Raw genomic sequence first — 26,279 nt, 5'->3', positions numbered from 1 at the left:
TCCCGATGCACACGCCTGACCTGATCAAGGTTGGCCGCAGCCTGTTGCTGCCGGCCGTTGTTATTGCTCTCGCGGCCTGCGGCCGCCCGGCACCGCCGGAGGCCGTGCCGGCCAGCGGCGCCCAGGCGGCGGCGCCGCTGCGGCAACTGTCCGCTGCCGACGTGTTGCAGACCACGGTGGCGCCGGTCGCCAGCCTGCTGCCGTTTACCGCCACCCTCAACGCCCTGCAGTCGGCGGAGGTCGCCGCGCAGGTGGACGGCACCGTGCAGCAGGTGCTGGTGCGCGAAGGCGAGCAGGTGACGCGCGGCCAACTGCTGGCGCGCATCGACAGCGAGGCGCTGCAGCAGCAGCTCAACGAGCAGCAGGCGCAGCTGGCCAATGACGAGGCGCGGCTGAAACTGGCGCGCCTCAAGCTCGACAAGCAGCGCGAACTGCTGCAACAGGGCTTTATTTCCAAGCTGGCGTTCGACGAAACCGAAAGCGACTACCAGGTGCGCGCCGGCGAGCTGGCGGCGCGGCGCAGCCAGCTGGCGCGGGCGCGCAAGAGCCTGAGCGAGAGCGAGGTGCGCGCACCGATGGCCGGCACCGTGTATGCGCGGCTGACCCAGCCGGGCGAGCAGGCGGCACGCAACCAGAAGCTGTTCGCCATCGCCGATCTGGCCGAGCTGGAGGGCGTGGCCAGCATTCCGGCGCGGCTGGTGGGGCAACTCAAAATTGGCCAGCAGGCCCGCTTCACGGTGGAAGGCATCGATGGTGGCTTTAGCGCGCAGCTGGTGCGCATCAACCCGGTGGCCAATGCCGCCACCCGGACCTTCAATGTCTACCTGCGGGTGGATAACCGCGCTGGCCGGCTGCGCGCCGGCCAGTTTGCCCAGGGCGGCGTGGTGCTGGCCGAAGTCGATAACGCGATCCGCCTGCCGCTGGCGGCGCTGCGCGATGCCGACAGCGCCGCGCCGTGGCTGCTGGCGGTGCGGGATGGCCGCCTGCAACGGCAGCCGGTGAAGGTGTTGCTGCGCGCCGACAGCGAGCGCCAGGTGGCGGTCAGCGGCATTGCCGCCGGCCAGACGGTGTTGGCCGCACCGCTGTTGGGGCTGAAGGCCGGGGACGCCGTGTCCCTGCCGCCGCGCTGAGGACGCCGCCATGTGGCTAACCCGCGTCAGCGTGCAGAACCCGTATTTCGCCGCGGTGATGATGCTGCTGCTTACCGTGCTGGGGCTGTTTGCCTGGCGCAATCTGGCAGTGGAGGAGTTCCCGGATATCCGTTTCCCGGTGGCGGTGGTGATGACCGGCTACCCCGGCGCCTCGCCGGAGGTGGTGGAAAGCGATGTCACCCGCCCGATCGAGGAGGCGGTGAACACCATCAGCGGCGTCAAGCACATCCGCTCCTATTCCTTCGAGGGCAACTCCACCGTGGTGGTGGAGTTCGAGCTGTCCGCCGATGCCGCCCAGGGGCTGCAGGAGGTGCGCGACAAGGTGGGCGCGGTGCAGGGCCGGCTGCGGCGCGAGGTGAATACCCCCGCCATCTCGCAGATGAACCCCAATGACGAAGCGCTGATGTCCTACACCCTCAGCTCGACCGACAGCAGCCTGCGCGAGCTGACCAGCTGGGTGGACCAGGTACTGAAAAAGCGGCTGCAGACCGTGTCCGGCGTCGGCGAGGTGAAGCTGGTGGGCGAGCGCCGCCGCGAGATCCGCATCGATATCGACCCGTACCGGCTGGAGGCGCTGGGGCTATCGGTGGCCGAGGTGGCCGATGCGGTGACGGCGGCCAACCGTGATTATCCGGCCGGCCAGGTCAGCAGCCAGCACAACGAGCTGGCGGTGCGGGTGGCCGGCAAGCTCAAGAGCGTCGATGATTTTGCCGCGCTGGTGATCGCCAGCCGTGGCGGCAGCGATATCCGCCTGGCCGATGTTGGCCGCGTGCGCGATACCGAGGCCGAGCAGAACAGTGTCACCCTGATCGACGGCAAGCCGGGCATCGGCATCGACATCCGTGCCGCGCGCGGCGCCAACGTGGTGCAGGTGGCCGACGGCGTGAAGCGGGTGCTGGACGGACTGCGGCCGCAGGCGCCGCCGGGCACCGTGGTCAACCTGACCTACGACAAGTCGCGCGAGGTGAAAGGCTCGCTGTACGAGGTGCAGAAGACGCTGGGCGAGGGCGCGCTGCTCACCGTGCTGATCGTGTTCCTGTTCCTTGGCAGCTGGCGCAGCACGGTGATTACCGGCCTGACGCTGCCGATCTCGATGATCGGCACGCTGTTCGCGCTGCAGGCAATGGGTTTCTCGCTGAACCTGATGACGCTGATGGCGCTGTCGCTGTCGGTGGGGCTGCTGATCGACGACGCCATCGTGGTGCGCGAGAACATCGTGCGCCACGCCAACCTCGGCAAAGGCCATGTGCAGGCGGCGCTGGATGGCACCAACGAGATCGGTCTGGCGGTGCTGGCCACCACGCTTACCATCGTGGCGGTATTCCTGCCGGTGGGCTTCATGGGCGGCATCATCGGCAAGTTCTTCCACCAGTTCGGGCTGGCGGTGACGGTGGCGGTGCTGATCTCGCTGTTCGTGTCGTTCACGCTGGACCCGATGCTGTCGTCGATCTGGCATGACCCGCACCACCACGGCGACCGCCATCGCGGTCCGGTAGGCAAGTTGCTGGACTGGTTCGAAACCTCGCTGGACCGCATGGCGGCCGCTTATGTGGCGGTCATCCGCTGGGCGCTGGCGCATCGCAAGACGGTGTTGCTGGCGGCGCTGGCGCTGACGGTAGGCAGCTTCATGCTGGTGCCGCTGATCGGCGGCGAGTTCCTGCCGCGCGCCGACAAGGGCGAGTTCCGTCTCGGCTTCAAGACCGCCGCCGGTTCCACGCTGGCCTACACCGAGCAGAAAGCACGCGAGGTGGAGGCACGGCTGCGCACGCTGCCGGAAGTGAAAACCATCGACAGCAAGATCGGCGGCGGCAGCTTCGGCGCCGGCCGCAACCAGGCCAATATCACCGTCAATGTCGGCGACAAGCAGCAGCGCGAGCGCGACCTGTTCCAGCTGATGGCGGCGGCAAGGTTGGCCGCACAGCAGGTAGCCGGCATCGAGCTGGATTCGGTGGAGGAAACCGGCAAGCATGGCCCGCCGGGCAAGCCGGTGAAGCTGGGCATCCGCGGTAGCGATCTGGCCGCGCTGCAGCGTGCCAGCGGCGACATCATGGCGCGGCTGCGCCAGATCAAGGGGGTGAGCGACGTGCAGTCCAGCCTCAACGATGCCGATCCGGCGCTGAACGTGCAGGTGAAGCGCGATGCCGCCGCCACGCTGGGGGTGGACCTGGCGCGGGTGGGCAGTACCGTGTCGACGCTGCTGGGCGGCAGCACCGTGACGCAGTGGGAAGCGCCGGATGGCGAGAACTACGACGTGCGGCTGCAGGTGCCGCGCGACGCGCGGGTGGCGGAGCTGCTGGACGTGCTGACGGTGCCGGGCAAGCGCGGCGACAGTGGCGAGGCGCAGATGGTGCCACTGTCGCAGGTTACCAGCGTGCTGCCGGGCACCAGCCCGCGGCAGATCGAACGTAGCGACCTGATGCGCGAAATCAGCATCAGCGCCAACCTCAGTGGCCGTGGCAGCAGCGAGGTGTTTGCCGACATCGACCGCATGCTCAAAGGCATCCAGCTGCCGCAAGGCGTGGTGCTGGCGCAGGAGGGCGAGCGCAAGGACATGCAGGAATCGCTGGGCTATGCGGTACAGGCGCTGGCGATGGGCGTGGTGTTCATCTACCTGATCCTGGCGGCGCAGTTCCGCAGCTTTACCCTGCCGGTGACCATCATGGTGGCGCTGCCGCTGTCGTTTGTCGGGGTGTTCGTGGCGCTGCTGCTGTTCGGCTCGACGCTGAACATGTTCTCGGTGATCGGCATCATCATGCTGATGGGGCTGGCGTCCAAGAACGGCATCCTGCTGGTGGACTTCATCAACCAGAGCCGGCGCGAGGGCATGGCGCGCGAGGAGGCCATCGTGGCGGCCGGCCGTGTGCGGCTGCGGCCGATCATGATGACCTCGCTGGCGATGATCTTCGGCATGCTGCCGCTGGCGCTGGCCAGCGGTGCCGGTTCCGAGACGCAGCGACCGATGGCGCACGCCATCATCGGCGGCATGGTGACCTCCACCGTGCTGACGCTGATCGTGCTGCCGGTGGTGTACACCTATCTCGATAGCCTGCGTATGCTGATCCGCCGCCTGCTGGCGCGGCTGTCCGGCCAGAAGCTGGCCGCACCGCACTGAGTCGGGCGATACCAAACAAGCAAGGCCGCTGCATGGCAGCGGCCTTGTGCGTTGCCGGGCCGTGCGGCCTACGTTATTGCTTCACGTACACCACCTGCGCCGGCATCGGCGCCGGGAAGCCATCGCCGCCCAGGGCGTCGCGGATCAGCTTGTTGCTGTCGAAATACACCTGCCAGTAGTTGTCGTTATGGCAGTACGGCCGCACCGTCAACACCGGCCCGACCAGGTTGAACTCCAGAATCGCCACTTCCACCGCCGGCTCGGCCAGCACATTGGGAATGGCCGCCAGCCGCTGGCGCAGCAGCGCGATGGCGGCGTCCACGTCGGCACTGCCGGCCAGCTGCGCCTTCAGCTCCACGCGGCGGTGCGGGTTGGTGCTGAAGTTCTGCAGCGTGTCGCCCATGATCTTGCCGTTGCCGACCATGGTCAGCACATTGTCCGGGGTGTTGATGGCGGTGGTGAACAGGCCGATCTCTTTCACCGTGCCGGTGACGCCGCCGGCGGTGACGAAGTCGCCGACTTTCATCGGCCGCAGCACGATCAGGAACACGCCGGCGGCAAAGTTGGACAGCAGCCCGGACCAGGCCATGCCGATGGCGACGCCGGCGGCAGCGAACAGCGCGGCAAAGGTGGTGGTCTGGATGCCGAAGTAGCCGAGGATGCCGACCACCAGCATCACGTTGAGGGTGACGTTAATGGTGGTGCCGAGGTAGCGCATGATGGTGGCGTCGACATGCTGCCGCTCCAGTGCGCGCTGTACCAGGGTGCCGACCTGGCCGATCAGCCAGCGGCCGATGATCCAGAACGCCAGCGCCGCCAGCAGGGTGCCGCCGATGTTGAAGGCGTAGTCGGTGGCGACCTGTTGCCAGTGGGAGAAGTTGAGCTCGTTCATGACGCTTCCTTTGGTGAGGGTTACCCAAGCAGTCAAGCACACGGGCATGGCAGTCACAAGGCAGATGTCATGCCGATGCCGGCAAATTTCGCGGCTTCAGATGGCGTCAGATCAAGGCAGCGGGCAGGGCGCACGGTATAATGCGGCCAACCTTTTAGCCGAAACTCCGCCATGACCCAGCTGAAGAACGATACTTTCCTGCGTGCGCTGCTGAAGCAGCCGGTTGACTACACCCCGATCTGGATGATGCGCCAGGCTGGCCGCTACCTGCCGGAATACCGCGCCACCCGCGCCCGTGCCGGCAGTTTCATGGGACTGTGCACCAGCCCGGCGTTCGCCACCGAGGTGACGCTGCAGCCGCTGGAGCGTTTCCCGCTCGATGCCGCCATCCTGTTCTCCGACATCCTCACCGTGCCGGATGCGATGGGGCTGGGGTTGTACTTTGCCGAAGGCGAAGGCCCCAAGTTCGAGCGCAATCTGCGCGAGGAATCTGCGGTGCTGGCGCTGCAGCCGGCGCCGCTGGAAAAACTGCAGTACGTGTTCGATGCGGTTGCCAGCATCCGCAAGGCACTGGATGGCCGCGTACCGCTGATCGGCTTCTCCGGCAGCCCGTTCACGCTGGCCTGCTACATGGTGGAAGGCGGCGGTTCCGATGACTTCCGCCACATCAAGGGCATGCTGTACAGCCGCCCGGACCTGCTGCACCGCATCCTGGACGTGACCGCGACGTCGGTGACCGCTTACCTGAACGCGCAGATCGATGCCGGTGCGCAGGCGGTGCAGATTTTCGATACCTGGGGCGGCGCGCTGAGCCACGCGGCGTACAAGGAATTCTCGCTGGCTTACATGCAGCGTATCATCGCCGGCCTCAAGCGCGAGGCCGACGGCCGCCGCGTGCCGGTGATCGTGTTCACCAAGAACGGTGGCCAGTGGCTGGAAGAGATTGCCGCCATCGGTGCCGATTGCGTGGGCCTGGACTGGACCACCGACATCGGCCAGGCGCGTGCCCGCGTCGGCGACAAAGTGGCGCTGCAGGGCAACTTCGATCCCAACGCGCTGTTCGGCAGCCCAGCGGCGATCGAGGCCGAGGCCGGCCGTATTCTGGCCGCCTACGGTCACGGCTCCGGCCATGTGTTCAACCTGGGGCACGGCATTTCGCAACACGCCAACCCGGAACACGCCGCCGCGCTGGTGGCGGCGGTGCACCAGCTGTCGCGTCAGTACCACGTCTGAACCCGGTCTTTAGGACAGTACGGCCACTCGTCGCGGGTGGCCGTTTTTGCTGGCAGCCGGTTCTGCTTGATACGGGGGCTTGACAGTGCTGCCGGCTGTTGTTCCTCGACTTATGCACACCAAAATCGGGCAAAGCACCGTTCTGTCAAGGGACGTTGCCAGAAAAAAGTGCATATTGCTAAGTTATTGATTTGTAAGTAATTAATTTTCAGATTAATTTTTGTGCAATCTAGTGGCAAAGCCGCGCCGGAGCGCTTTCTGCCAGCTTGCATACAGCTTGTGCACAAAGTTATCCACAGCAATTGTGCACAGTTTGCGCCAGGCCGCGCCAGTGCTGGCTTGGCGCCTTGGCAGGGAGAAAATGTGGCATCGACGGTGATCAGCGTCTGGCTGGATGTGCCCCTGCGTGGGGCATTCGCCTACCTGCACGATGGCCCGCTACCGAGCGGCCAGCGCGTGCTGGTGTCGTTTGGCAACCGCCAGTTATGTGGTGTGGTTGACACCACTGTCATGCCCGATGACATCGCACCGGAACGCCTCAAGACCATCCTGCAGGTATTTGACAGCCTGCCGCCCTTGCCGGAAAGCCTGCTGGCGCAGGTGCGCTTTGCCGCCCGCTATTACCTGCATCCGCAGGGGCAGACCCTGTTTACTGCCTTGCCGACCGTGCTGCGCGAGCCGCGCGACATCAAGTTGCCGGATCGCGCCTGTTACCAGCTGACGCCGCAGGGCCTGGCGCAGCCGCCGGCGGCGCGCAGTACCGCCAAACTGGCGCTATGGCAGGCACTGCACGAGCCGCAGGAGCGCGAGGCCTTGCGCCGCGTGCATGCGCAGGCCAGCGCCTATCTGAAAGCCGGCCTCGCCAGTGGCGACATCGCTGCGGTGCCGTGGCAGGCGCCGGCGCTGCAGATCGACGGTGAACTGGCACTGAACGACGAGCAGCTGGCGGCGCGGGATGAGGTTGCGGCCAACCTTGGCCGCTTTGCGCCGTTCCTGCTGCACGGCATTACCGGCAGCGGCAAGACCGAGGTCTATCTGCAGCTGATCGCCCGGGTGCTGGCCGCTGGCCAGCAGGTACTGGTGGTGATTCCGGAAATCAACCTGACGCCGCAGCTGATCGACCGCTTTGCCCGCCGTTTCCCGGCCACCCGCATCGTCTGCCTGCATAGCAACCTGGCGGACGGCGAACGGCTGGAAGGCTGGTGTGACGGCTGGTTCGGCCGCGCCGGCATCGTCATCGGTACGCGGCTGGCGGTATTCACCCCGCTGCCGCAGCTGGGGCTGGTGATCGTCGACGAGGAGCACGACGGCTCGTTCAAGCAACAGGATGGCCTGCGCTACCACGCCCGCGACCTGGCGGTGTGGCGTGCGCATGCGGCCAACGTGCCGGTGCTGCTGGGCAGCGCCACGCCCAGCCTGGAAACGGTGGCCAATGCCGACGCCGGCCGCTATCGCAAACTGGTGTTGAACCGGCGCGCGCACGGTAGCGCCACGCTGCCGCAGGTGGGGCTGGTGGATATTCGCCGCCAGAAGCTGGTGGAAGGGTTGGCCGCACCGGTGATCGACGAGCTGACCCGCGCGCTGGAGCGCCGCGAGATGAGCCTGGTGTTCATCAACCGTCGCGGTTACTCGCCGGTACTGGCCTGCAGCGCCTGCGGCTGGACCTCGGCCTGCAAGCATTGCAGCGCGCGCATGGTGCTGCACCTGTCCGCCCGCCAGCTGCGTTGCCACCACTGCGGCGCGCAGGAGCGCATCCCGCTGCAGTGTCCGTCCTGCGGCAACCCGGATGTACAGCCGCTGGGCGAGGGCACGCAGCGGCTGGAGGCGGCGCTGCAGCGCATGTTGCCGGGCGCGCGCATCCTGCGTATCGACCGCGACAGCACCAGCAGCAAGGCGGCGTGGGATGCCATCTACCAGCGCGTGCATGCCGGCGAAGTGGATGTGCTGGTGGGAACGCAAATGCTGGCCAAGGGTCATGACTTTGGTGCGCTGTCGCTGGTGGTGGTGCTCGGCAGCGACGGCGGACTGTATTCGGCTGATTTCCGCGCCGGCGAGCGCCTGTTTGCACAGCTGATGCAGGTGGCCGGCCGTGCCGGTCGCGCCGGTGTGCCCGGCCGGGTGCTGCTGCAGACGCAGTGGCCGGAACATCCGCTGTACCAGGCGCTTCAGCAACACGATTTTGACGGCTACGCCGCCACCATGCTGCAGGAGCGGCGCGAGGCGGGCTTTCCGCCGGCTGGCTTCCAGATATTGTTGCGCGCCGATGCACCGGCCTACGCCGATGCCGAGGCGTTTCTGCAGGGTGTCTTGCAGCAGCTTGGTGCCATGCCGGAGGGCGTCGATGTGTTCGGGCCGGCGCCGGCGCTGATGGTGCGTCTGGCGGGGCGCGAACGGTCGCAACTGACTTTCGAGGGGGCCAACCGCCAGGCCCTGCATGGCTGGCTGCGTGCGCAGCTGCCGTTACTGGAACAACTGGCGCGCAAGGCTGCGCGCGGTTTGCGCTGGTCGCTGGATGTCGACCCGCTGGAGATGTAATGAAGAAACTGCTGTTGTTGCTGGCGGTGGTGGCCGCGCCATTGTATGCCGCCGCGCCGGCCGGCTTTAACGATGACGAGATCGCGCTGTGGGCGGCGCCGGTGGAAGGCAAGGCCGTGTTCGAGTCGCATCGCGGCGATGCGGCGGTCAACCCGGCGTCCACCATGAAGCTCATTACCAGCTGGGCGGCGCTGAACCGCCTGGGGCCGAACTACCGCTGGCAGAGTGAATTCCGTACTACGGCGCCGCTGCGCGACGGCGTGTTGCAGGGCGATCTGTACTGGCTGGGGCGGGGCGATCCGCGACTGGACAGCGCCCGCTTTGCCGAAATGCTGCGCCAGCTGCGGCTGCGCGGGGTGCGCGACATCGCCGGTCGGCTGGTGCTGGACCAGAGCGCCTGGCAGGGCATTGGCAGTGCCGACGGTTTTGGCGGCGATGCCGACCGCGTGTTCACCGTGCCGCCGCATACGCACCAGCTGAACCTGAAAGTGGCGTGGCTGCGTTACTACTTCGAGGCCGGGCAGCCCCGGGTGCTGCTCGACCCGCCGCTGCCGGGCTTCAGCCTCGACAACCGCTTGCAGCCGGGCGATGGCAGCAGCTGTGGTGATGTGCGCCGCTTTGTCACGGTCGAGCAGCAGGGCGCGCAGCTGCGCGTCAGCGGCCGGTTGCCGGCCGCCTGCGATGGTGCGGCCAACTATGTGAACCTGCTGGACAGCAACGAGTTTGCCTACCAGACCTTTGCCGCGCTGTGGCGGCAGCTGGGCGGCAGCGGCCCGCGCGGCGTGGCCGTGGCCGCCACGCCCGCGGACGCGCGCAGCCTGTTGCGGCAGGAGTCGGCCGATACCCTGGCCAGCGTGCTGGTTGACGTCAACAAGTTCAGCAACAACACCATGGCACGCAGCGTGCTGCTGACACTGGGGGCAGAGCACCCGGCCAGCGGCAATACCTTTGCCGACGGCGTGGCGGTGGTACGCCAGCTGCTGGCGGAGCGCGGCCTGCCGCCGCAGCCCCTGGAAATGGAAAACGGCGCCGGGCTGTCGCGTCGGGCCCGCACCAGCGCCCAGCTGTTGGGCGAGGTGCTGCGCGATGCGCTGCGCGGGCCTTACGGGCCGGAGCTGGCCGCCAGTCTGCCGCTGGCCGGCGTCGACGGTACGCTGAAGAAGCGGCTGGGCGAAGTGGGCGGCAGTCTGCGCCTGAAAACCGGCTCGCTGGACAATGTGCGCGCGCTGGCCGGCTACTGGCAGGCGCCAGGCGGGCAGCGGCTGGTGATCGTCGCCATCGTCAATTCGTCGCGTGCCGAGCGGCTGACGCCGCAGCTGGATGCCGCCGTGGCGGCACTGGTGGCACGCTATCAGGCAAGGTTGGCCGCAAGCACCGCAGCAGGCTTATAATCGATCGACTTTTTTGCAGGAAACCAGTATGCAACCCGTCACCATGTACACCACCGCGGTATGCCCGTACTGCATCCGCGCCAAACAACTGCTGAGCAGCAAGGGCGTGACTGCCATCGAGGAGATCCGCATCGACCTGGACCCGGCCGAGCGCGAGAAAATGATGAGCATCACCGGCCGCCGTACCGTGCCGCAGATCTTCATCGGCGACACCCACGTCGGCGGCTGTGACGACCTGGTGGCGCTGAACGCTGCCGGCAAGCTGGAGCCGCTGCTGGCCGGCTAGGCCGGTGCGGGCGGTATCTTTTCGTGCGATGATGCACGACGCGCCGGCGTGCCGGGCAGAACCTGTCCGCCGGCCCAGACTTCAACCCAGCACCTTCCGGGTGCCTTCGAGATAGCACAACATGAGCGAACAACAACAGCTGGAACCGGTTTTCTCCATCGAAAAGATCTATGTGAAGGACATGTCCTTCGAAGTGCCGCATGCCCCGCAGGTATTCCTGGAGCAGGCCCAGCCGGAAATCGACATGCAGCTGGCCAATGGCGGCCAGCAACTGGAAGAAGGTTTCTTCGAAGCATCGCTCACCATTACCGTGACGGCCAAACTGCCGGAAAAAACCATGTTCCTGTGTGAAGTGACCCAGGCCGGTATTTTCCAGATCCAGAACGTACCGGCAGACGATATCGACCCGATCCTGGGCGTGGCTTGCCCGAACATCCTGTTCCCGTATGCCCGCGAAGCGGTATCCAACCTGGTAAGCCGCGCTGGCTTCCCGCCGGTACTGCTGTCGCCGATCAACTTCGAAGCCCTGTATCTGCAACAGCGCGCTGCCCAGGCCGAAGCCGGCAACGCCTGATACCACTATGAAGCGACATCTGCTTGTTGCTGCCGCCGTACTCGCCTCGCTGGCCAGTACGGCGTTTGCGCTGGAATTCCGTTCGGTGAAGGAAACCGGTGTCGCGCTGTACGAGGCGCCGACCCTCACCGCCAAAAAACAGTTCGTCGTCAGCCGCTACTACCCGGTAGAAGTGCTGTCCACGCAGAAAGACTGGTCGCGGGTGCGCGATGCCACCGGCGGTATCGCCTGGATACCGGGCGCCGCGCTGTCCAGCCGCCGTACCCTGCTGGTGACGGCCGACCGTCTGGCGGTGCGCGATAGCGCCAGCGAGCAGGGCAAGCTGTTGTTCTGGGCGGAAAAAGACCTGGTGCTGGATATGGTCGAGCCGCCGCATAGCAGCTGGGTCAAGGTGAAGCACCGTGACGGCAGCAGCGGTTATGCCCAGATCAGCGGGCTGTGGGGACTGTAAGCGCATGAAAATAACCGTTATCGGTGCCGGTGCCTGGGGCACGGCGCTGGCCATCGCTTTCAGTCGCCAGCATGAAGTCACGCTGTGGGGCCGCGATGCCGCGCAGATGGTGGACATGCAGGCCAATCGCCTTAACCGCCGCTATCTGCCGGACTGCCCGCTGCCGGACAAGCTGCACTTGTCTGCCGATCTGTCCGAGGCGGTGGTGGGGGTGGAGCTGGTACTGGTGGTAACGCCGATCGCCGGCTTGCGGCCAACCCTGAAAGAGCTGGCGCGCTTGCGGGTGGATGCACCGCTACTGTGGGCGTGCAAGGGCTTCGAGGCCGGCTCCAGCCTGCTGCCGCATCAGGTGGTGGCAGAGGAGTTCCCGCGGCTGAAGACGGTCGGCGTGCTGTCCGGCCCGAGCTTTGCCAAGGAAGTGGCGCTGGGCTTGCCGGCCGCGGTATCGCTGGCATCGGAAAACTACGGCTTTGCCCGCGATTTCGCCCGCGAATTGCACAGTCCGCTGCTGCGCATCTACGCCAATGACGATCTGGTCGGCGTGGAAGTGGGCGGCGCGGTGAAGAACGTGATGGCGATCGCCACCGGCGTGGCCGATGGTCTCGGCTTTGGCATGAACGCCCGTGCCGCGCTGATTACCCGCGGCTTGGCGGAGATTACCCGCCTGGCGGTGGCGCTGGGCGGTAGCCAGCAGAGCATGCAAGGCCTGTCCGGTGTCGGTGACCTGATTCTGACCTGCACCGGTGCGCTGTCGCGTAACCGCCAGGTTGGTCTCAAGCTGGCCGAAGGCAAGTCGCTGGACACCATCCTGCACGAGCTCGGTCATGTGGCCGAGGGAGTGCCGACTGCACGCGAGGTGCTGAAGATGGCCGAGCGTTTACAGGTGGACATGCCGATTACCGCCGCGGTATGCGAGTTGCTGTATCACCACGCCACGCCGCAGAGCGTGGTGGAAAGCCTGCTGGGGCGCACGCCCAAGCCGGAGTTTGGCCAGCAGTGAGCTGCTGCAAAAAAAAGGCGCCCGCGGGCGCCTTTTTTCATGTCTGCGACGGCTGGTTTGGCAACCTGGCTAGCAGGGCGTTCCGGATGGCGGCGATGTCGAAGTCGCTGTCGGCATTCTCCAGCCGCTGCGCATGCAGGATGCGGTCATCTTCATCCACCAGCCACAGCGCCGGGCAAGTCATGCCGGAGAGTGGAAAGTCCTGCAGCAGGACGCCGAAATGCTTGTGGAAGTCGCGTCCGCGCAGCGTGGACAGCAGTACCACATTGGGCAGGCCGTGTTCCTTGCGGGCGCGGTGCAGGCTGAATGGCGAATCGACGCTGATGACGATGAATTGCAGCAGCGGCCAACCTTCCAGTTTGCGGCGCAACTCCTGCAGCAGGGCCAGACCGCCCAGTTCGGCATCCAGCGACAGCAGTGTCACGACCAGCTTGGTGCGGCCGAGAAAACGTTCCAGCGATACGTCGCGCAGGTGTTCATCCACCAGCATGAAGCTGGGCAGCATCTGCCCAGCCTCCGGAAAATCGCCCCCTACCGCCAAACTCTCATCGCCGTAACGCAAGAAATGCTGTGCCATGCTGCTCTCCTGTCGACATCCCGCTGGTCGTTACCACCGGTGTTTGATGCCTTCATGGTGGCCCAGCATGGCTAAAAAGCAAGCTTGGCCGCAGCAGCGGCCGCGTGGGGTAACTGCTTAGGGGTAGAAGAAGTCCAGGCTGTAGCCTTGTGCCTTGTCTCCGGCCACTTCCATGCGCAACTGCAGTTTCAGCTCGCTGTTGGCATTGAACTGTCCCAGCTGGTAGTCCTGGCGCTTCAGGTATTCCTGCGGCCGCAGCACCTTGCGCATCATGATCTGGTCATTGGCGTTTTTCAGCGTGACTTCCATCAGCGGCAGCTGTTGCGGGTAGGGCGCCAGGTTTTTCAGGGTGGCGTTGAGCTGGATCAGCCGGTCGTTATCCGGCACGAATGCCAGTTCGGACCACTCGGTGCGGATCATCTGGCGCTCGCTGGGCAGCGGCACGCTGCAGTGCAGAACCTGGCATACGGATTCGAACACCGGGCGCAGTTCCGGCATTTCGGCACTGGCGCGGGTGCGGTTGATGAACAGGATCTGCGCCAGCAGCAACAGCAGCAAGATGATGGCCAACAGCGATAGCAGGGCAGTGCGCCACCACGGCTTGCTGGCGGCGGTATCTGCCGGATTATCGTCGATCACCGCCGTGGTGATGGCATCCGGTTCGGGCGGTTCTGTCCAGATGGAGTGGCTTGGCGTGGCCTGTTCTTCGGCCTCGTCGGTATCGAAAGGGTTGGCCGCAAGCGGGGTGGCCGCTGTCTCGGCATGGTGTTGCGGGCGCAAGGCATCGGCCAGCGCCTGCTGGAATTCTTCCAGCTGCTGGCGGCCATCGCTTTCGGCATCGCGCGCGGCACTGCGGAAGTCCTGGCGGATCTCGGCGGCACGCGCGGGGGGCGCAATCTCACGTTCGCGCAGCAGGTCGAATTCCGGCAGGGAAAAATCTTCCTCGTCGTTTGACGGCAGGGTACTGGCCGCTGGTGTCGCCGGCACTGGGGCGGGTTCCTGCGGTACTTGCGGTTGCGCCTGCGGGCTGGCGGGGCTGCTGGTTGGCTCTGGGGTTGGGATTTCCGGTTCGAAATCCGGCAGCTCCAGCTCGAAATCGTCGTCTTCTGCCTGGCGCAGCGGCGGTTCCGGCGCCTTGGGGGCCGGTGCCACGCGTTCCACTACCGCTGGCGGATTGTCAAAGTAACTGGGAGCGTGGAATACATGGTTGCAGCGGCCACAACGCACCATGCCGCCGGCCAGTGCCAGGTGGGCATCGGTGACTTTGAACTTGGTCTGGCAAGTGGGGCACTGTGTGGTATGGCTCATGTCGGGTTCTGTATTGCCTTGTATGGTTGGCCGCCGGAAAAAAGGGCCGCCGGCATGGCCGGCGACCCTCGGTACGACGTTGACACGGTATCAGGCGCGTTTGCTGCCACTCAGGCGTGTCCAGCCTTCGTCGAATACCGCTGGGTCCATGTCGAACCACTGGGCGTAGATCGCGGACAATTCCTCGGCCTGTTCGGCCAGAATGCCGGACAGCACGATTTTACCACCGGTTTTCACGTGGCTTGCCAGCAATTCACCCAGCATGCGTAGCGGATTGGCCAGAATGTTGGCCACGACAACGTCGTATTCGCCGGCTTGCAGGCTGTCTGGCAGGCCGAAATCGCCGCTGACGCTGTTTTGCACGGCATTATCGATACTGGCGCGCACCGCCTGGGCATCGATGTCGATACCGCGGGTGTAGCCGGCGCCCAGTTTCATGGCGGCAATCGCCAGAATGCCGGAACCGCAACCGTAGTCGAGCACGCTCTCGCCGCCCTTGATCTGGCTGTCCAGCCACTGCAGGCACAGTCGCGTGGTGGGGTGGCTGCCGGTACCGAACGCCAGGCCGGGATCCAGTTGCAGATTGATGGCCGCCGGGTCCGGCGACACATGCCAGGTCGGGGTAATCCACAGCCGGTCGGAGATGCGTATCGGGTCGAACTGGCTTTGCGTCAGGCGCACCCAGTCTTGCTCCTCCACGCGGCCAACGCTGTACTGCGGTACCGCGATGCGGCACTGGTTGGCGGCCGCGGCGATCATCAGTGCCACATCGGCATCTTCGGCGAACAGCGCGTTGATCAGGCTGTGACTCCACAGCTGGTCAACCGGCTCGCCCGGCTCGCCGAAAATCGGCTGTTCCTCGGCGGTGCCGGCCAGCGCGTCCTCGATGGTGGCCGACAGGGCGCCGACATCCATCAGGACGTCGGCCAGCTTTTCGGCGATCACCGAATCGGCATGAATGGTGGCTTGCAGCCAGGCCATGGTTTAACTACCTTTCTTCAGCTGTGCCAGTCGCTCTTCCAGATAGTGGATGCTGGTGCCGCCGTGACGGAACTCGCCATCCAGGAACAGTTCCTGATGCAGCGGGATGTTGGTCTTGATACCGGTCACCGCCATTTCCGACAGTGCCACGCGCATGCGGGCCATGGCCTGATCGCGGGTGTCGCCGAAGGCGATCAGCTTGGCGATCATGGAATCATAGTGCGGCGGAACGGTGTAGCCCTGGTAAATGTGCGAGTCGATACGGATGCCCGGGCCACCGGCCGGATGGTAGCTCTCGATCTTGCCCGGCGACGGGATGAAGCTGAACGGATCTTCCGCATTGATACGGCACTCCATGGCATGGCCACGGAAGTGGATGTCCTTCTGCTTGAAGCGCAGCGGCAGGCCGGCGGCGATGCGGATCTGTTCCTGCACGATATCGATGCCGGTGATCAGTTCGGTCACCGGATGCTCAACCTGGACGCGGGTGTTCATCTCGATGAAATAGAACTCGCCGTTTTCGTACAGGAATTCGAAAGTACCGGCGCCGCGATAACCGATGCGACGGCAGGCGTCGGCGCAGGCCTCGCCAATGCGCTTGCGCTGTTCGGCGGTGATGCCCGGCGCCGGCGCTTCTTCGATGATCTTCTGGTGGCGGCGCTGCATCGAGCAGTCACGCTCGCCCAGATACACGGCGTTGCCGTGCTCGTCGGACAGTACCTGGATCTCGATGTGGCGCGGCTGCTCCAGGAATTTTTCCATGTACACGGTCGGGTTGCCAAAGGCAGCGCCGGCTTCGGTACGCGTCATATTCACCGAGCTGATCAGTGCGGCTTCGGTATGCACCACGCGCATGCCGCGGCCACCGCCACCACCGGCGGCCTTGATGATCACCGGGAAGCCGATCTTGCGGGCAATCTTGGTGATTTCCGCCGGATCGTCCGGCAGCGCACCGGCCACGCCGGGTACGGTCGGTACGCCGGCTTCGATCATGGCCTGCTTGGCGGAAACCTTGTCGCCCATCATGCGGATGGTTTCCGGGCGCGGGCCGATGAATACAAAGCCGGACTGCTCGACGCGCTCGGCAAAGTCGGCGTTTTCCGACAGGAAGCCGTAGCCCGGGTGAATGGCCTGGGCATCGGTGACTTCGGCGGCGGCGATCAGTGCCGGTACATTCAGATAGCTCTGGCTGGACGGCGCCGGGCCGATACACACCGATTCATCGGCCAACTTCACGTATTTGGCTTCGCGGTCGGCTTCGGAGTGCACGACGACGGTCTTGATGCCCATTTCGCGGCAGGCGCGCTGGATTCGCAGCGCAATCTCGCCACGGTTGGCGATGAGGATTTTTTCAAACATGATCGTATCTCCTGGCAACTTCCGCTGTGCAGGCCTGGCCAGTGCGGCAGCGGTTTTGCCCGGGCTGTTCTGCCAGCCCTAACAACACGTCAAAAACGGAAAGGGCACTCTGTCGTGCCCTATCGTCAGCATGCTACACGTTGGCCGCTTATTCGATGATGAACAGCGGTTCGCCGTATTCAACCGGCTGGCCGTCGTCAACCAGGATGGCTTTCACCACACCGGCGCGCTCGGCTTCGATTTCGTTCATCAGCTTCATCGCTTCGATGATGCACAGGGTGTCGCCTACATTCACGCTCTGACCGACTTTAACGAACGGCTCGGCATCCGGGCTCGGCTTGCTGTAGAAGGTGCCGACCATCGGCGACTTCTGGGCCTTGCTCATGTCGGCAGCGGCGGGGGCAGCTTCGGCGGCCGGTGCGGCAGCCGCGGCCGGGGCGGCAGCCATCTGCGGGGCAACCTGATAATGCATCGGCTGGGCCATGGCCACAGCGTGGTTGGCGGAGACACGGGTGATGCGAACTTTTTCTTCGCCTTCGGTCACTTCGAGTTCAGCAATGCCGGATTCCTCGACGAGATCGATCAGCTTTTTCAGTTTGCGCAGGTCCATGGTTTTCCTTCGGATAGATATTCGGGTGTTATGCCGGCACGGCCAGACGCTTCATCGCGTGGGCCAGGGCCAGCTCGTAGCCATGAGCGCCCAGACCGCAAATGACGCCGACCGCCAGATCGGAAAAATACGAGTGCTGGCGGAACGGTTCGCGGGCGTGGACGTTGGACAGGTGGACTTCGATAAACGGCACCTTGACACCGGCGATAGCGTCGCGCACGGCGACACTGGTATGGGTAAAGGCTGCCGGATTAATGATGATCATCGCCGTCCCGTCGGATAGGCAGGCATGGATGCGGTCGATCAGGACATGCTCGGCATTGCTTTGCAAAACGTCCAGTTCGAAACCTGCAGCCAGTGCCTGTTCACGCAGGCGGTTATTGATGTCATCCAGGGTGTCCCGGCCGTAGTGCTGTGGCTCGCGCAGTCCGAGTAGGTTCAGATTGGGGCCGTGCAGCACGAGGATTTTTCGGGTCAAGATGTCAGTCCCTGTTTTGATATGGGCGCGAGTTTGCCGCAATTGGCTGCAAGATGTCCAGTAATTGCGGCATTTCAAACGATTGTTTGCCGGTGCTGGCTGTTGGCAAAATGCCGCGCTTTGGAGTGAAAGCACTAATGGAGCTGGCGCATTGTAACGATGTTGTCGCACGACTGTGCCTGTCTGTTAGGACTGGCTTGATATGCCGCAAGATGCGCTTGTTGTCGCGGTGCGGCAGGCAAAAGGTATAATCCGCCGGTTTAGTAGATGAAGCCCGCCATGCACGTTTCCGACTTCGATTACCACTTGCCCGATAACCTGATCGCCCAGCACCCGCCGCTCGAGCGCGGCAGCAGCCGTCTGCTGCTGGTGAATGGCGCGCAGCTGCAGGACAGCCGCTTTACCGAGTTTGCCAGCCAGTTGCAGGCCGGCGACGTGATGGTGTTCAACGATACCCGCGTGATCAAGGCGCGCCTGTTCGGTGAAAAGGACAGCGGCGGCAAGATCGAGGCGCTGGTGGAGCGGGTGCTGAACGAACATGAAGTGCTGGCGCATGTGCGCGCCAGCAAGTCGCCCAAGCCGGGAACACGCATGACCTTTGCCGGCCGCTGGCAGGCCGAGATGCTGGCGCGCGACGGCGAACTGTTCCACCTGAAGTTTCTGGATGCGGCCAACGTGTTCGACATCCTGGACGAATCCGGCAAGCTGCCGTTGCCGCCGTATATCGAGCGCGATACCGACGCCGATGACGACGAGCGCTACCAGACGGTGTACGCCCGCGAAAAAGGCGCGGTGGCCGCGCCCACCGCCGGCCTGCACTTTACCGATGCCATGCTGCAGCAACTGCGCGACAAGGGCGTGCAGCTGTGCAATGTCACCCTGCACGTCGGCGCCGGTACCTTCCAGCCGGTGCGGGTGGAGAATATCGCCGAGCACAAGATGCACAGCGAGATCTACGACGTGCCGCAGGCCACGGTCGATGCCATCCATGCCGCGCATAAGGTTGGCCGCAAGGTGCTGGCGGTGGGGACCACCAGTATGCGCGCACTGGAATCGGCCGCCCGCGGTGGCGAACTGCGCGCCGGTCGCGGCGAGACTGACATCTTTATTACCCCAGGCTACCGCTTCCAGGTGGTGGACAAGTTGCTGACCAACTTCCACCTGCCCAAGTCCACGCTGCTGATGCTGGTGTCGGCGTTTGCCGGTTACCAGGAAATGCGCGCCGCCTATGCCCATGCGGTGGCGCAGCAGTACATGTTCTTCAGCTATGGCGATGCCATGCTGCTTACCCGCAAGGAACCATGATGAGCGGTTTGACTCACGACAGTGCCAGCCCGCTGGAAATCAAGCTGCACGCCGTGTCGCAGCAGCTGGAAATCAGCTACGACGACGGCGCCAGTTTCAGCCTGAGTGCCGAGTATCTGCGGGTGTACTCGCCGTCGGCCGAGGTACGCGGGCACGGTGTCGGCAACGAGGTGCTGCAAGTCGGCAAGAAGCACGTGGCCATCACCGCGCTGGAGCCGGTCGGCCATTACGCGCTGAAGATCGTGTTCAGCGATGGCCACGACAGCGGCTTGTTCAGCTGGGCCTATCTATACGAGCTGGGCGTGAAGCACGACCAGTACTGGCAGGATTATCTGAATCGCCTCGCCGCTGCCGGCGCGGGCAGGGAGTAAACATGAGCAAGACGCACTTTGGCTTCAAATCGGTAGAAGAAACCGAAAAGGCCGGCAAGGTGGCCGAGGTATTCCATTCGGTGGCGCAGAAGTACGACGTGATGAACGACCTGATGTCCGGCGGCCTGCATCGCGTGTGGAAGCATTTCACGCTGACCACTTCCGGCGTGCGCCCGGGCGACAAGGTGCTGGATATTGCCGGCGGAACCGGCGATCTGGCGCGCGGCTGGGCCAAGCGCGTGGGCAAGAGCGGCGAAGTGTGGCTCACCGACATCAACAGCTCGATGCTGACCGTTGGCCGCGACCGGCTGCTGGATGAAGGCATGATGCTGCCGGTATCGCTGGCCGATGCCGAGAAGCTGCCGTTTCCGGACAACTACTTTGACGCGGTGTCGGTGGCGTTCGGCCTGCGCAATATGACGCACAAGGACGCGGCGCTGAAAGAGATGTGCCGCGTGCTGAAGCCGGGCGGCAAGCTGTTCGTGCTGGAGTTTTCCAAGGTCTGGAAGCCGCTGTCGCCGTTCTACGACTTCTATTCCTTCAAGGCGCTGCCGGTGATGGGCAAGCTGGTGGCCGGTGATGCCGACAGCTACCAGTACCTGGCCGAATCGATCCGCATGCACCCGGATCAGGAAACCCTGAAGCAGATGATGCTGGAGGCCGGTTTTGGCCGCGTCGATTACCACAATATGACTGGCGGCGTGGTCGCGCTGCACAAGGGCGTCAAGTTCTGATGAGCATGATGCTGGCGCAGCGGCTGGCGGAGCTGGGCATCGACCCGCAAACGTTGGCCGCACGCGGCCTGCGGCTGCATGCCGAGCCGGCTGCACTGGTCGAGGCGGATCGCGGCGCGGATGGCCGCGTATTCGAACTGATTGCCCCGGCCGCGGTCGCATGGCAGCAGCTGCGCGATGCGGCGGCGGCCGATGGCATCAGCCTGTTTCTGGTATCGGCCTTCCGCAGCATCGCCCGTCAGCATGAAATCGTCGCCGCCAAACTGGCGCGCGGCCAACGTCTGGAAGAAATTTTGCGGGTCAGCGCCGCACCGGGCTACAGCGAACACCATACCGGGCGAGCCATCGACATCGGCACGCCGGGCTCGCCGCTGCTGGAGCAGGAGTTTGAAACCACGGCGGCGTATGCATGGCTGACTGCCCATGCCGGCCGCTTCGGTTTTACGCTCAGCTATCCGGCCGGCAATGCCGACGGCTATTTGTACGAGCCGTGGCACTGGTGCTGGCAAACGCCTGATCCGCGTACCCCCAAGGAGCAACAAGTATGAACAAGCGTCTTTCCACGACCACCCTGGTTACCCTGATTTCCGCCGCGCTGCTGGCCGGCGGCTGTGCCAATATGGACCAGTACACCAACACCCAGCAGGGTGCCGTCATCGGCACCATCGGCGGGGCAGTGCTGGGTGCCGCCGTGGCCGGCAAGGGCAACCGCAACAAGGGTGCGGTGATCGGCGCCATTGGCGGTGGTCTGGCCGGTGCCGGTGTCGGTGCCTATATGGATAGCCAGGCCAAGGATTTTGAAAAGCAGCTGGCACCGCAGATCAAGTCCGGCGCCATCGAGCTGCAGCGTAATGCCGACAAGAGCCTGACCGTGGTGATGACCTCGGCCACCGCCTTTGACAGCAGCTCCGCCGCACTGAAGTCCGGCTTCCTGCCGACGCTGGATACCATTGCCGGCATCGTGCGCAAGTACGGCAAGACCACGCTGGATATCGAAGGCCACACCGACTCTTCCGGCAACGACCGCATCAACCAGCCGCTGTCCGAACAGCGTGCCGCCTCGGTAGAACAGTACCTGTCGTCCAAGGGCGTGCAGCAGGAACGTATGCAGTCGATCGGTTATGGCGCCAGCCGTCCGCGTGCCGATAACGGTAGCGAAGCCGGCAAGCAGCTGAACCGCCGCGTGGAAATCCACATCATTCCGGTAGTGCAGTAAGCCGGGTAGCGATCTGCCCGCCAGCTGGCCGATGGCAGCATAGCCTGCTGTTGGCCGCAATAGCGGGCAACGTAACGGATAAGGACTCTGACCATGGGGCTGCGCATCGCCACCTTTAACCACCTGCTGAACCAGCATCCGGAAGTACGCGCCGACCTGGCGCTGCATGCCGGGCGCCGCATCGCCATTACCCTGCCGCCGATCGATCTGGCCGGCGTGGTGACGGCCGATGGCTGGCTGGCCGCCTGCGAGGGCGAGCCGGAAGCACGCTTGCGGCTGAAGCACGGCGTGGCGCTGGCGCAGCTGTCCGGTCGCGAGCCGGCGTTGTCCGACATCGTGCTGGAAGGCGATATCGAACTGGCCACCGAGGTTGGCCGCATCGTGCGGCGGCTGCAGTGGGACGCCACCGAAGACCTGTCGCGGCTGGTGGGCGATGTGGCGGCCAACCGGGTGCAGGGCTTTGTGCGCAGCCTGTTCGGCATCAAGGGCGAAATCGGCGGCCGGCTGCTGGAGAACTGGGTAGAACATCTGCGCGAAGAAGCGCCGCTGCTGGCGCGCAAGCAGGATGTCGCTAGCTTCGTTGCCGCCGTGGACGTGTTGCGCGAGGATGCAGACCGTTTCGACAAGCGGCTGGCGCTGTTGCAACAGCAGCTGGCAGACAAGCCGCCAGTACGCTGATATGTCGCCAGCAACCGGTGCCCAGGCACCGGTTTTTTCTTGCCGGCCACGGCGCCGGCGTTGCAAAGCCCGCCCCGGCGCGACTATGCTTCGCGCTTTGTATGCCTGCGGCCAACCTTGCGCTGCGGCGGCACCTCCACTTTTCTCTCGACTGAACCCATCATGCGTATCGCGCGGCTCGCCAAGATCGTTGCCACTTTTTACCGTTATGGCCTGGATGACTTCCTGGTCGATCGTCCGCGGGTGCGGCTGCTGCACTGGCTGTTCCGCCTGACGCCGCTGCCGCGCGACCTGTCGTTGCCGCGGCCGGTGCGGGTGCGGCTGGCGCTGGAAAGCCTGGGGCCGATCTTCGTCAAGTTCGGTCAGGTACTGTCCACCCGCCGCGACCTGCTGCCGGAAGATTACGCCGACGAGCTGGCGCGGCTGCAGGACAAGGTACCGCCGTTCGATTCTGCCACCGCCCGCGCGGTGATCGAGCAGAGCCTGGGGCGGCCGATTGCCGAGTTGTACGACGAATTCGACGATGTGCCGGTGGCCAGCGCCTCGGTGGCGCAGGTGCATCGCGCGCGCTTGCATGGCCAGGATGGCAAGCCGGGGCTGCCGGTGGCGGTGAAGGTGCTGCGGCCGGCGATCAAGCCGGTGATCGAGCAGGATCTGGCGTTGCTGGCGGTGCTGGCCGGGCTGGCGGAGCGTTTCCTGCCGGATGGCAAGCGGCTGAAGCCGCGCGAGGTGGTGGCCGAGTTCGACCGTCACCTGCACGACGAGCTGGACCTGATGCACGAAGCCGGCAACGCCAGCCAGCTGCATCGCAACTTTATCGGCAGCGACATGCTGATTGTGCCGGAGGTGTACTACGACTACAGCAGCCGCGACGTACTGACGCTGCAGTGGATGGACGGCATTCCGGTGGGGCAGATCGAGCGCCTGCGCGAAGCCGGCGTCGATCTGAAGAAGCTCAGCCGTTTCGGCGTGGAAATCTTCTTCACCCAGGTGTTCCGTCATGGCTTCTTCCATGCCGACATGCACCCGGGCAATATCTTCGTCGCCGACGACGGCCGCTATATCGCGCTGGATTTCGGCATCGTCGGCAGCCTCACCGAAACCGACAAGCACTACCTGGCGGTGAATTTCCTGGCTTTCTTCAACCGCGACTACCACCGCGTCGCCACCGCCCACATCGAATCCGGCTGGGTGCCCAAGGAAACCCGCGCCGAGGAACTGGAAGCGGCGGTGCGCACGGTGTGCGAGCCGATCTTCAACAAGCCGCTGTCGCAGATTTCCTTCGGCATGGTGCTGCTGCGGCTGTTCGAGACCAGCCGCCGCTTCAACGTGGAGATCCAGCCGCAGCTGGTGTTGCTGCAGAAGACGCTGCTGAATATCGAAGGCCTGGGGCGGCAGCTGGACCCGGAGCTGGATCTGTGGGACACCGCCAAGCCGTTCCTCACCAAGTGGATGAACGAGCAGATCGGCTGGCGCGGCCTGCTGCGCACCCTCAAGCACGAGGCACCGCAATGGGCCACCACGCTGCCGGCGCTGCCGCGCAAGCTGAACGAGGCGCTGTCCGGCCAGACTACCGAGCTGCTGGTGCAGGGCTATATCCAGCTGATGCGCGAGCAGAAGCGGCAGAATTTCCTGCTGCTGCTGATTGCCGTATTGCTGGCGGCGCTACTGCTGGCCGGCTGGCTCGGACGCTAGCCAGCGTCCATGTGGTGCAGATAAAGACAAGGCCGCCCACGGGCGGCCTTGTGCGTTGCGGCCAACGTTGGCCGCAGCTTCAATGCAGCCAGTACTGCCAGCCCCACAGCAACAGGCCGGCGGCCACGGCCCAGCAGGCGGTGGCGGACAGCAGCGTCAGCGGCAGCGACAGCCGTTCGGCCAGCGCGTACACCGCCAGCAGGTAGACGGCATAGGGCAGCAGCGAGCCAAGGCCGAACAGTGCGGTGTAGCGTAGCGCCAGCGTGCCGCGCTCGCTGCCGACGATGTAGTGGGCAAGCAGCGCGAAGGTGGGAAACAGCGGTACCAGCCCGGCGATGACGAAGTAGCGGCTCTGCGACAGCAGGCTGATCAGCAGCACCGCCAGTGCGCCCAGTAGCGCCTTGCCGGCCAGCGCCAGGTCGAACGTCATTATTCGCCCAGCAGCACGGCGATGACGGCGCGGTCCTCGGCCAGCAGGATGTTGTAGGTACGGCAGGCGGCGTTGCTGTCCATCACCTCCACGCCGATGCCGGCATTGGTCAGCGCGGCGGTCAGTCGCGGGTGCGGAAAGCGCAGACGTTGGCCGCTGCCGAAGATCACCACCTCCGGTTGCAGTGCCAGCAGGGCGCTGAAATGTTCTTCGGCCAGGGTTTCGAAACTGCTGGCGGCCCACGGCTGGATGCTGTCGCCGGTGACGATCAGGCTGCCGCTGTGGCGCTCGCCGTTGATCTCGACATAGCCGGTACCGTAGGCGGTGAACAGGTTGCTTCCGGCAGTTTTGGCTTCGTGTAATTTCATGGTGGAATCCCGTCGGCAGTTGTAGTGCAGTGCACCACGTATTGGGATAGGATTATAACCCGCCTGCAGCGTGGCCAGACGTTGCAGCGGCGGACAGACAGCTCCCCAACCCCACAACAGTGACAGTGCCCATGCAGCCCATCCAGAAATCGCAAAAACTCGCCAACGTCTGCTATGACATTCGCGGTCCGGTGCTTGAACACGCCAAGCGCATGGAAGAGGAAGGTCATCGCATCATCAAGCTCAATATCGGCAACCCGGCCCCGTTCGGCTTCTTCGCGCCGGACGAGATTATTGAGGACGTGATCGTCAACCTGCAGAACGCCTCCGGCTATTGCGATTCCAAGGGCCTGTTTGCCGCGCGCAAGGCCATCATGCATTACGCGCAGCAGAAGCAGATTCCGAACGTGGGCATGGAAGACATCTACATCGGCAACGGCGTGTCCGAGCTGATCGTGATGGCGATGCAGGCGCTGCTGGACAATGGCGACGAAGTACTGGTGCCGGCGCCGGACTACCCGTTGTGGACTGCGGCGGTGAGCCTGGCCGGCGGCAAGCCGGTACACTATTTGTGCGAAGAGGAAAACGGCTGGCTGCCGTCGATTGCCGACATTCGCGCCAAGATCACCCCCAATACCAAGGCGCTGGTGATCATCAATCCGAACAACCCGACCGGCGCGCTGTATCCGGACCATATTCTGCAGCAGCTGGTGGACGTGGCGCGCGAGTACGGCCTGTTGCTGTACGCCGACGAAATCTACGACAAGGTGCTGTACGACGGCGCTACCCATACCTCCATCGCCTCGCTGGCACCGGACCTGATGGTATGCACCTTCAACGGCCTGTCCAAGAACTACCGTGCCTGCGGCTACCGCGCCGGCTGGCTGATCCTGTCCGGCGACAAGCGCCGCGGTAAGGACTACATCGAGGGCCTCAACATGTTGGCCTCGATGCGGCTGTGTGCCAACGTGCCGTCGCAGTACGCGATCCAGACCGCGCTGGGCGGCTACCAGAGCATCGATGACCTGGTGGCGCCGGGTGGCCGTCTGGCACGCCAGCGCGATCTGGCGCACAAGCTGCTCACCGCTATTCCGGGGGTAACCTGCGTCAAGCCGCAGGGCGCGCTGTACCTGTTCCCGCGCCTGGATCCGGATATTTATCCGATCGAGGATGACCAGCAGTTCATCTTGGAATTGCTGCAACAGGAGCGGGTGTTGCTGGTGCAGGGCAGTGGCTTCAACTGGATTGCGCCGGATCACTTCCGCGTGGTATTCCTACCCAATAGCGACGATCTGACCGAGGCTATCAGCCGGATCGCCCGCTTTCTGGAAAACTATCGCAAACGTCACGGTACCGATTGATGCGCCATATCCATGCCGCCTGCCAGCAACACCTTGTCAAAGGCAAGGTGGCGGCGGGGCATGGCTGACAGGTAAATCGAGGGGGCGCTTGCGCCCCCTTGTTGCGACTGCAGGATGCCGAGTCGGGCCGGTGTGGCCGGCCCCGCTGGACATCTTGATCCAGGGACAAATAAACAGAACTGA

26 protein-coding genes are annotated in these 26,279 nt (G+C 64.5%); 17 read left to right on the top strand and 9 right to left on the bottom strand.

The features are described 5' to 3' along the window. Positions 1-5: 5 nt before the first annotated feature. Both HU218_RS02190 and HU218_RS02185 read left to right on the top strand, forming a co-directional pair. Entirely contained in the window at positions 6-1,130 is a 1,125-nt protein-coding gene (locus HU218_RS02190) for an efflux RND transporter periplasmic adaptor subunit (RefSeq protein WP_174873308.1), read from the top strand. A 10-nt stretch (positions 1,131-1,140) separates the two neighbouring features. After that, the gene (locus tag HU218_RS02185) at positions 1,141-4,263 is read left to right on the top strand and encodes an efflux RND transporter permease subunit (RefSeq protein WP_174873307.1); all 3,123 of its coding nucleotides are present in this window, start codon (positions 1,141-1,143) and stop codon (positions 4,261-4,263) included. A 73-nt stretch (positions 4,264-4,336) separates the two neighbouring features. On the opposite strand, the gene HU218_RS02180 is transcribed toward HU218_RS02185, so the two are convergent. Next, positions 4,337-5,155, bottom strand: coding sequence for a mechanosensitive ion channel family protein (locus HU218_RS02180; RefSeq protein ID WP_174873306.1), 819 nt, complete (start codon positions 5,153-5,155; stop codon positions 4,337-4,339). Positions 5,156-5,326: 171 nt separating this feature from the next. Between HU218_RS02180 and hemE the strand changes: the two genes are divergently transcribed. From hemE to HU218_RS02145, 7 genes are all read left to right on the top strand, one after another. Further along, complete coding sequence (gene hemE, locus HU218_RS02175; RefSeq protein WP_174873305.1) at positions 5,327-6,388, top strand: uroporphyrinogen decarboxylase; 1,062 nt, start codon at positions 5,327-5,329, stop codon at positions 6,386-6,388. Positions 6,389-6,751: 363 nt separating this feature from the next. Continuing rightward, positions 6,752-8,923, top strand: a complete 2,172-nt coding sequence (locus HU218_RS02170; protein WP_174873304.1) for a primosomal protein N' — start codon at positions 6,752-6,754, stop codon at positions 8,921-8,923. Beyond that, positions 8,923-10,314, top strand: a complete 1,392-nt coding sequence (gene dacB, locus HU218_RS02165) for a D-alanyl-D-alanine carboxypeptidase/D-alanyl-D-alanine endopeptidase (RefSeq protein ID WP_174873303.1) — start codon at positions 8,923-8,925, stop codon at positions 10,312-10,314. Before HU218_RS02170 ends, dacB begins: the two co-directional genes overlap by 1 nt. Before the next feature lie 28 nt (positions 10,315-10,342). After that, positions 10,343-10,600 (top strand): glutaredoxin 3, encoded by a 258-nt coding sequence (grxC, locus tag HU218_RS02160; RefSeq protein WP_174873302.1) that lies wholly within the window; start codon positions 10,343-10,345, stop codon positions 10,598-10,600. Between the two features lie 121 nt (positions 10,601-10,721). Next, positions 10,722-11,174: a protein-export chaperone SecB gene (gene secB / locus HU218_RS02155; RefSeq protein ID WP_174873301.1), complete on the top strand. Its 453-nt coding sequence runs from the start codon at positions 10,722-10,724 to the stop codon at positions 11,172-11,174. 7 nt (positions 11,175-11,181) lie between these two features. Next, positions 11,182-11,625, top strand: coding sequence for an SH3 domain-containing protein (locus tag HU218_RS02150; RefSeq protein WP_174873300.1), 444 nt, complete (start codon positions 11,182-11,184; stop codon positions 11,623-11,625). A 4-nt stretch (positions 11,626-11,629) separates the two neighbouring features. Continuing rightward, positions 11,630-12,625, top strand: coding sequence for an NAD(P)H-dependent glycerol-3-phosphate dehydrogenase (locus HU218_RS02145; protein WP_174873299.1), 996 nt, complete (start codon positions 11,630-11,632; stop codon positions 12,623-12,625). A gap of 37 nt (positions 12,626-12,662) precedes the next feature. Here HU218_RS02145 and HU218_RS02140 read toward each other — a convergent pair whose 3' ends face one another. The 6 genes from HU218_RS02140 to aroQ form a co-directional block, all read right to left on the bottom strand. Next, a complete protein-coding gene (locus tag HU218_RS02140; RefSeq protein WP_174873298.1) occupies positions 12,663-13,202 on the bottom strand; it encodes a redoxin family protein in 540 nt (179 codons plus the stop codon). Positions 13,203-13,319: 117 nt separating this feature from the next. Next, positions 13,320-14,510 carry a DUF3426 domain-containing protein gene (locus HU218_RS02135; RefSeq protein ID WP_174873297.1) on the bottom strand — a complete coding sequence of 397 codons (1,191 nt, stop codon included), beginning with the start codon at positions 14,508-14,510 and terminating at the stop codon, positions 13,320-13,322. A 90-nt stretch (positions 14,511-14,600) separates the two neighbouring features. Next, complete coding sequence (gene prmA / locus HU218_RS02130) at positions 14,601-15,491, bottom strand: 50S ribosomal protein L11 methyltransferase (RefSeq protein WP_174873296.1); 891 nt, start codon at positions 15,489-15,491, stop codon at positions 14,601-14,603. 3 nt (positions 15,492-15,494) lie between these two features. Further along, positions 15,495-16,850 (bottom strand): acetyl-CoA carboxylase biotin carboxylase subunit, encoded by a 1,356-nt coding sequence (accC, locus tag HU218_RS02125; RefSeq protein ID WP_174873295.1) that lies wholly within the window; start codon positions 16,848-16,850, stop codon positions 15,495-15,497. Positions 16,851-16,998: 148 nt separating this feature from the next. Next, a complete protein-coding gene (gene accB, locus HU218_RS02120) occupies positions 16,999-17,460 on the bottom strand; it encodes an acetyl-CoA carboxylase biotin carboxyl carrier protein (RefSeq protein WP_174873294.1) in 462 nt (153 codons plus the stop codon). A 28-nt stretch (positions 17,461-17,488) separates the two neighbouring features. Beyond that, positions 17,489-17,938: a type II 3-dehydroquinate dehydratase gene (gene aroQ, locus HU218_RS02115; RefSeq protein WP_174873293.1), complete on the bottom strand. Its 450-nt coding sequence runs from the start codon at positions 17,936-17,938 to the stop codon at positions 17,489-17,491. Positions 17,939-18,217: 279 nt separating this feature from the next. On the opposite strand from aroQ, the gene queA reads away from it, so the two are divergent. The 7 genes from queA (at position 18,218) to ubiB (ending at position 23,937) form a co-directional block, all read left to right on the top strand. Further along, complete coding sequence (gene queA, locus HU218_RS02110; protein WP_174873292.1) at positions 18,218-19,243, top strand: tRNA preQ1(34) S-adenosylmethionine ribosyltransferase-isomerase QueA; 1,026 nt, start codon at positions 18,218-18,220, stop codon at positions 19,241-19,243. Next, positions 19,243-19,614, top strand: coding sequence for a gamma-butyrobetaine hydroxylase family protein (locus HU218_RS02105; protein ID WP_174873371.1), 372 nt, complete (start codon positions 19,243-19,245; stop codon positions 19,612-19,614). The genes queA and HU218_RS02105 overlap by 1 nt, the downstream gene beginning before the upstream one ends. A gap of 2 nt (positions 19,615-19,616) precedes the next feature. Next, entirely contained in the window at positions 19,617-20,348 is a 732-nt protein-coding gene (gene ubiE, locus HU218_RS02100) for a bifunctional demethylmenaquinone methyltransferase/2-methoxy-6-polyprenyl-1,4-benzoquinol methylase UbiE (RefSeq protein ID WP_174873291.1), read from the top strand. Beyond that, the gene (locus tag HU218_RS02095; RefSeq protein ID WP_174873290.1) at positions 20,348-20,896 is read left to right on the top strand and encodes a M15 family metallopeptidase; all 549 of its coding nucleotides are present in this window, start codon (positions 20,348-20,350) and stop codon (positions 20,894-20,896) included. Before ubiE ends, HU218_RS02095 begins: the two co-directional genes overlap by 1 nt. Beyond that, the gene (locus HU218_RS02090) at positions 20,893-21,564 is read left to right on the top strand and encodes a YiaD family glycine zipper/OmpA-like lipoprotein (RefSeq protein ID WP_174873289.1); all 672 of its coding nucleotides are present in this window, start codon (positions 20,893-20,895) and stop codon (positions 21,562-21,564) included. Before HU218_RS02095 ends, HU218_RS02090 begins: the two co-directional genes overlap by 4 nt. 93 nt (positions 21,565-21,657) lie before the next feature. Further along, the gene (locus tag HU218_RS02085; RefSeq protein WP_174873288.1) at positions 21,658-22,242 is read left to right on the top strand and encodes a ubiquinone biosynthesis accessory factor UbiJ; all 585 of its coding nucleotides are present in this window, start codon (positions 21,658-21,660) and stop codon (positions 22,240-22,242) included. A gap of 162 nt (positions 22,243-22,404) precedes the next feature. Next, on the top strand, positions 22,405-23,937 hold the full coding sequence (gene ubiB / locus HU218_RS02080; protein ID WP_174873287.1) for a ubiquinone biosynthesis regulatory protein kinase UbiB: 1,533 nt from the start codon (positions 22,405-22,407) through the stop codon (positions 23,935-23,937). Between the two features lie 79 nt (positions 23,938-24,016). Here the strand turns inward: ubiB and HU218_RS02075 are convergent, their stop codons facing one another. Together HU218_RS02075 and HU218_RS02070 are read right to left on the bottom strand one after the other, a co-directional pair. Continuing rightward, positions 24,017-24,367 (bottom strand): GlpM family protein, encoded by a 351-nt coding sequence (locus tag HU218_RS02075; RefSeq protein WP_174873286.1) that lies wholly within the window; start codon positions 24,365-24,367, stop codon positions 24,017-24,019. After that, positions 24,367-24,735, bottom strand: coding sequence for an Mth938-like domain-containing protein (locus HU218_RS02070; protein WP_174873285.1), 369 nt, complete (start codon positions 24,733-24,735; stop codon positions 24,367-24,369). Before HU218_RS02070 ends, HU218_RS02075 begins: the two co-directional genes overlap by 1 nt. Before the next feature lie 131 nt (positions 24,736-24,866). Here HU218_RS02070 and HU218_RS02065 point away from each other — a divergent pair, with 131 nt between their 5' ends. Continuing rightward, positions 24,867-26,096: a pyridoxal phosphate-dependent aminotransferase gene (locus HU218_RS02065; protein ID WP_174873284.1), complete on the top strand. Its 1,230-nt coding sequence runs from the start codon at positions 24,867-24,869 to the stop codon at positions 26,094-26,096. Positions 26,097-26,279 lie beyond the last annotated feature (183 nt).

The sequence above is a fragment of the Vogesella oryzae genome, from assembly GCF_902829295.1.
GTDB classification, from domain to species: Bacteria; Pseudomonadota; Gammaproteobacteria; order Burkholderiales; family Chromobacteriaceae; genus Vogesella; species Vogesella oryzae.
Note: the sequence above shows the minus strand (reverse complement) of the source record. Positions and strands in the feature narration are given on the sequence as shown.

What these genes read in the sequence shown, in the direction of transcription:
- dacB (WP_174873303.1), top strand. Translation starts at nt 8,923, where the DNA reads ATGAAGAAACTGCTGTTGTTGCTGGCGGTGGTGGCCGCGCCATTGTAT.
- HU218_RS02090 (WP_174873289.1), top strand. Translation starts at nt 20,893, where the DNA reads ATGAACAAGCGTCTTTCCACGACCACCCTGGTTACCCTGATTTCCGCC.
- HU218_RS02145 (WP_174873299.1), top strand. Translation starts at nt 11,630, where the DNA reads ATGAAAATAACCGTTATCGGTGCCGGTGCCTGGGGCACGGCGCTGGCC.
- HU218_RS02180 (WP_174873306.1), bottom strand. Translation starts at nt 5,155, where the DNA reads ATGAACGAGCTCAACTTCTCCCACTGGCAACAGGTCGCCACCGACTAC.
- HU218_RS02185 (WP_174873307.1), top strand. Translation starts at nt 1,141, where the DNA reads ATGTGGCTAACCCGCGTCAGCGTGCAGAACCCGTATTTCGCCGCGGTG.
- HU218_RS02075 (WP_174873286.1), bottom strand. Translation starts at nt 24,367, where the DNA reads ATGACGTTCGACCTGGCGCTGGCCGGCAAGGCGCTACTGGGCGCACTG.
- accC (WP_174873295.1), bottom strand. Translation starts at nt 16,850, where the DNA reads ATGTTTGAAAAAATCCTCATCGCCAACCGTGGCGAGATTGCGCTGCGA.
- HU218_RS02095 (WP_174873290.1), top strand. Translation starts at nt 20,348, where the DNA reads ATGAGCATGATGCTGGCGCAGCGGCTGGCGGAGCTGGGCATCGACCCG.
- HU218_RS02105 (WP_174873371.1), top strand. Translation starts at nt 19,243, where the DNA reads ATGAGCGGTTTGACTCACGACAGTGCCAGCCCGCTGGAAATCAAGCTG.
- prmA (WP_174873296.1), bottom strand. Translation starts at nt 15,491, where the DNA reads ATGGCCTGGCTGCAAGCCACCATTCATGCCGATTCGGTGATCGCCGAA.
- hemE (WP_174873305.1), top strand. Translation starts at nt 5,327, where the DNA reads ATGACCCAGCTGAAGAACGATACTTTCCTGCGTGCGCTGCTGAAGCAG.
- HU218_RS02150 (WP_174873300.1), top strand. Translation starts at nt 11,182, where the DNA reads ATGAAGCGACATCTGCTTGTTGCTGCCGCCGTACTCGCCTCGCTGGCC.
- queA (WP_174873292.1), top strand. Translation starts at nt 18,218, where the DNA reads ATGCACGTTTCCGACTTCGATTACCACTTGCCCGATAACCTGATCGCC.
- HU218_RS02065 (WP_174873284.1), top strand. Translation starts at nt 24,867, where the DNA reads ATGCAGCCCATCCAGAAATCGCAAAAACTCGCCAACGTCTGCTATGAC.
- secB (WP_174873301.1), top strand. Translation starts at nt 10,722, where the DNA reads ATGAGCGAACAACAACAGCTGGAACCGGTTTTCTCCATCGAAAAGATC.
- HU218_RS02135 (WP_174873297.1), bottom strand. Translation starts at nt 14,510, where the DNA reads ATGAGCCATACCACACAGTGCCCCACTTGCCAGACCAAGTTCAAAGTC.
- ubiB (WP_174873287.1), top strand. Translation starts at nt 22,405, where the DNA reads ATGCGTATCGCGCGGCTCGCCAAGATCGTTGCCACTTTTTACCGTTAT.
- HU218_RS02070 (WP_174873285.1), bottom strand. Translation starts at nt 24,735, where the DNA reads ATGAAATTACACGAAGCCAAAACTGCCGGAAGCAACCTGTTCACCGCC.
- grxC (WP_174873302.1), top strand. Translation starts at nt 10,343, where the DNA reads ATGCAACCCGTCACCATGTACACCACCGCGGTATGCCCGTACTGCATC.
- accB (WP_174873294.1), bottom strand. Translation starts at nt 17,460, where the DNA reads ATGGACCTGCGCAAACTGAAAAAGCTGATCGATCTCGTCGAGGAATCC.
- ubiE (WP_174873291.1), top strand. Translation starts at nt 19,617, where the DNA reads ATGAGCAAGACGCACTTTGGCTTCAAATCGGTAGAAGAAACCGAAAAG.
- HU218_RS02190 (WP_174873308.1), top strand. Translation starts at nt 6, where the DNA reads ATGCACACGCCTGACCTGATCAAGGTTGGCCGCAGCCTGTTGCTGCCG.
- HU218_RS02085 (WP_174873288.1), top strand. Translation starts at nt 21,658, where the DNA reads ATGGGGCTGCGCATCGCCACCTTTAACCACCTGCTGAACCAGCATCCG.
- HU218_RS02140 (WP_174873298.1), bottom strand. Translation starts at nt 13,202, where the DNA reads ATGGCACAGCATTTCTTGCGTTACGGCGATGAGAGTTTGGCGGTAGGG.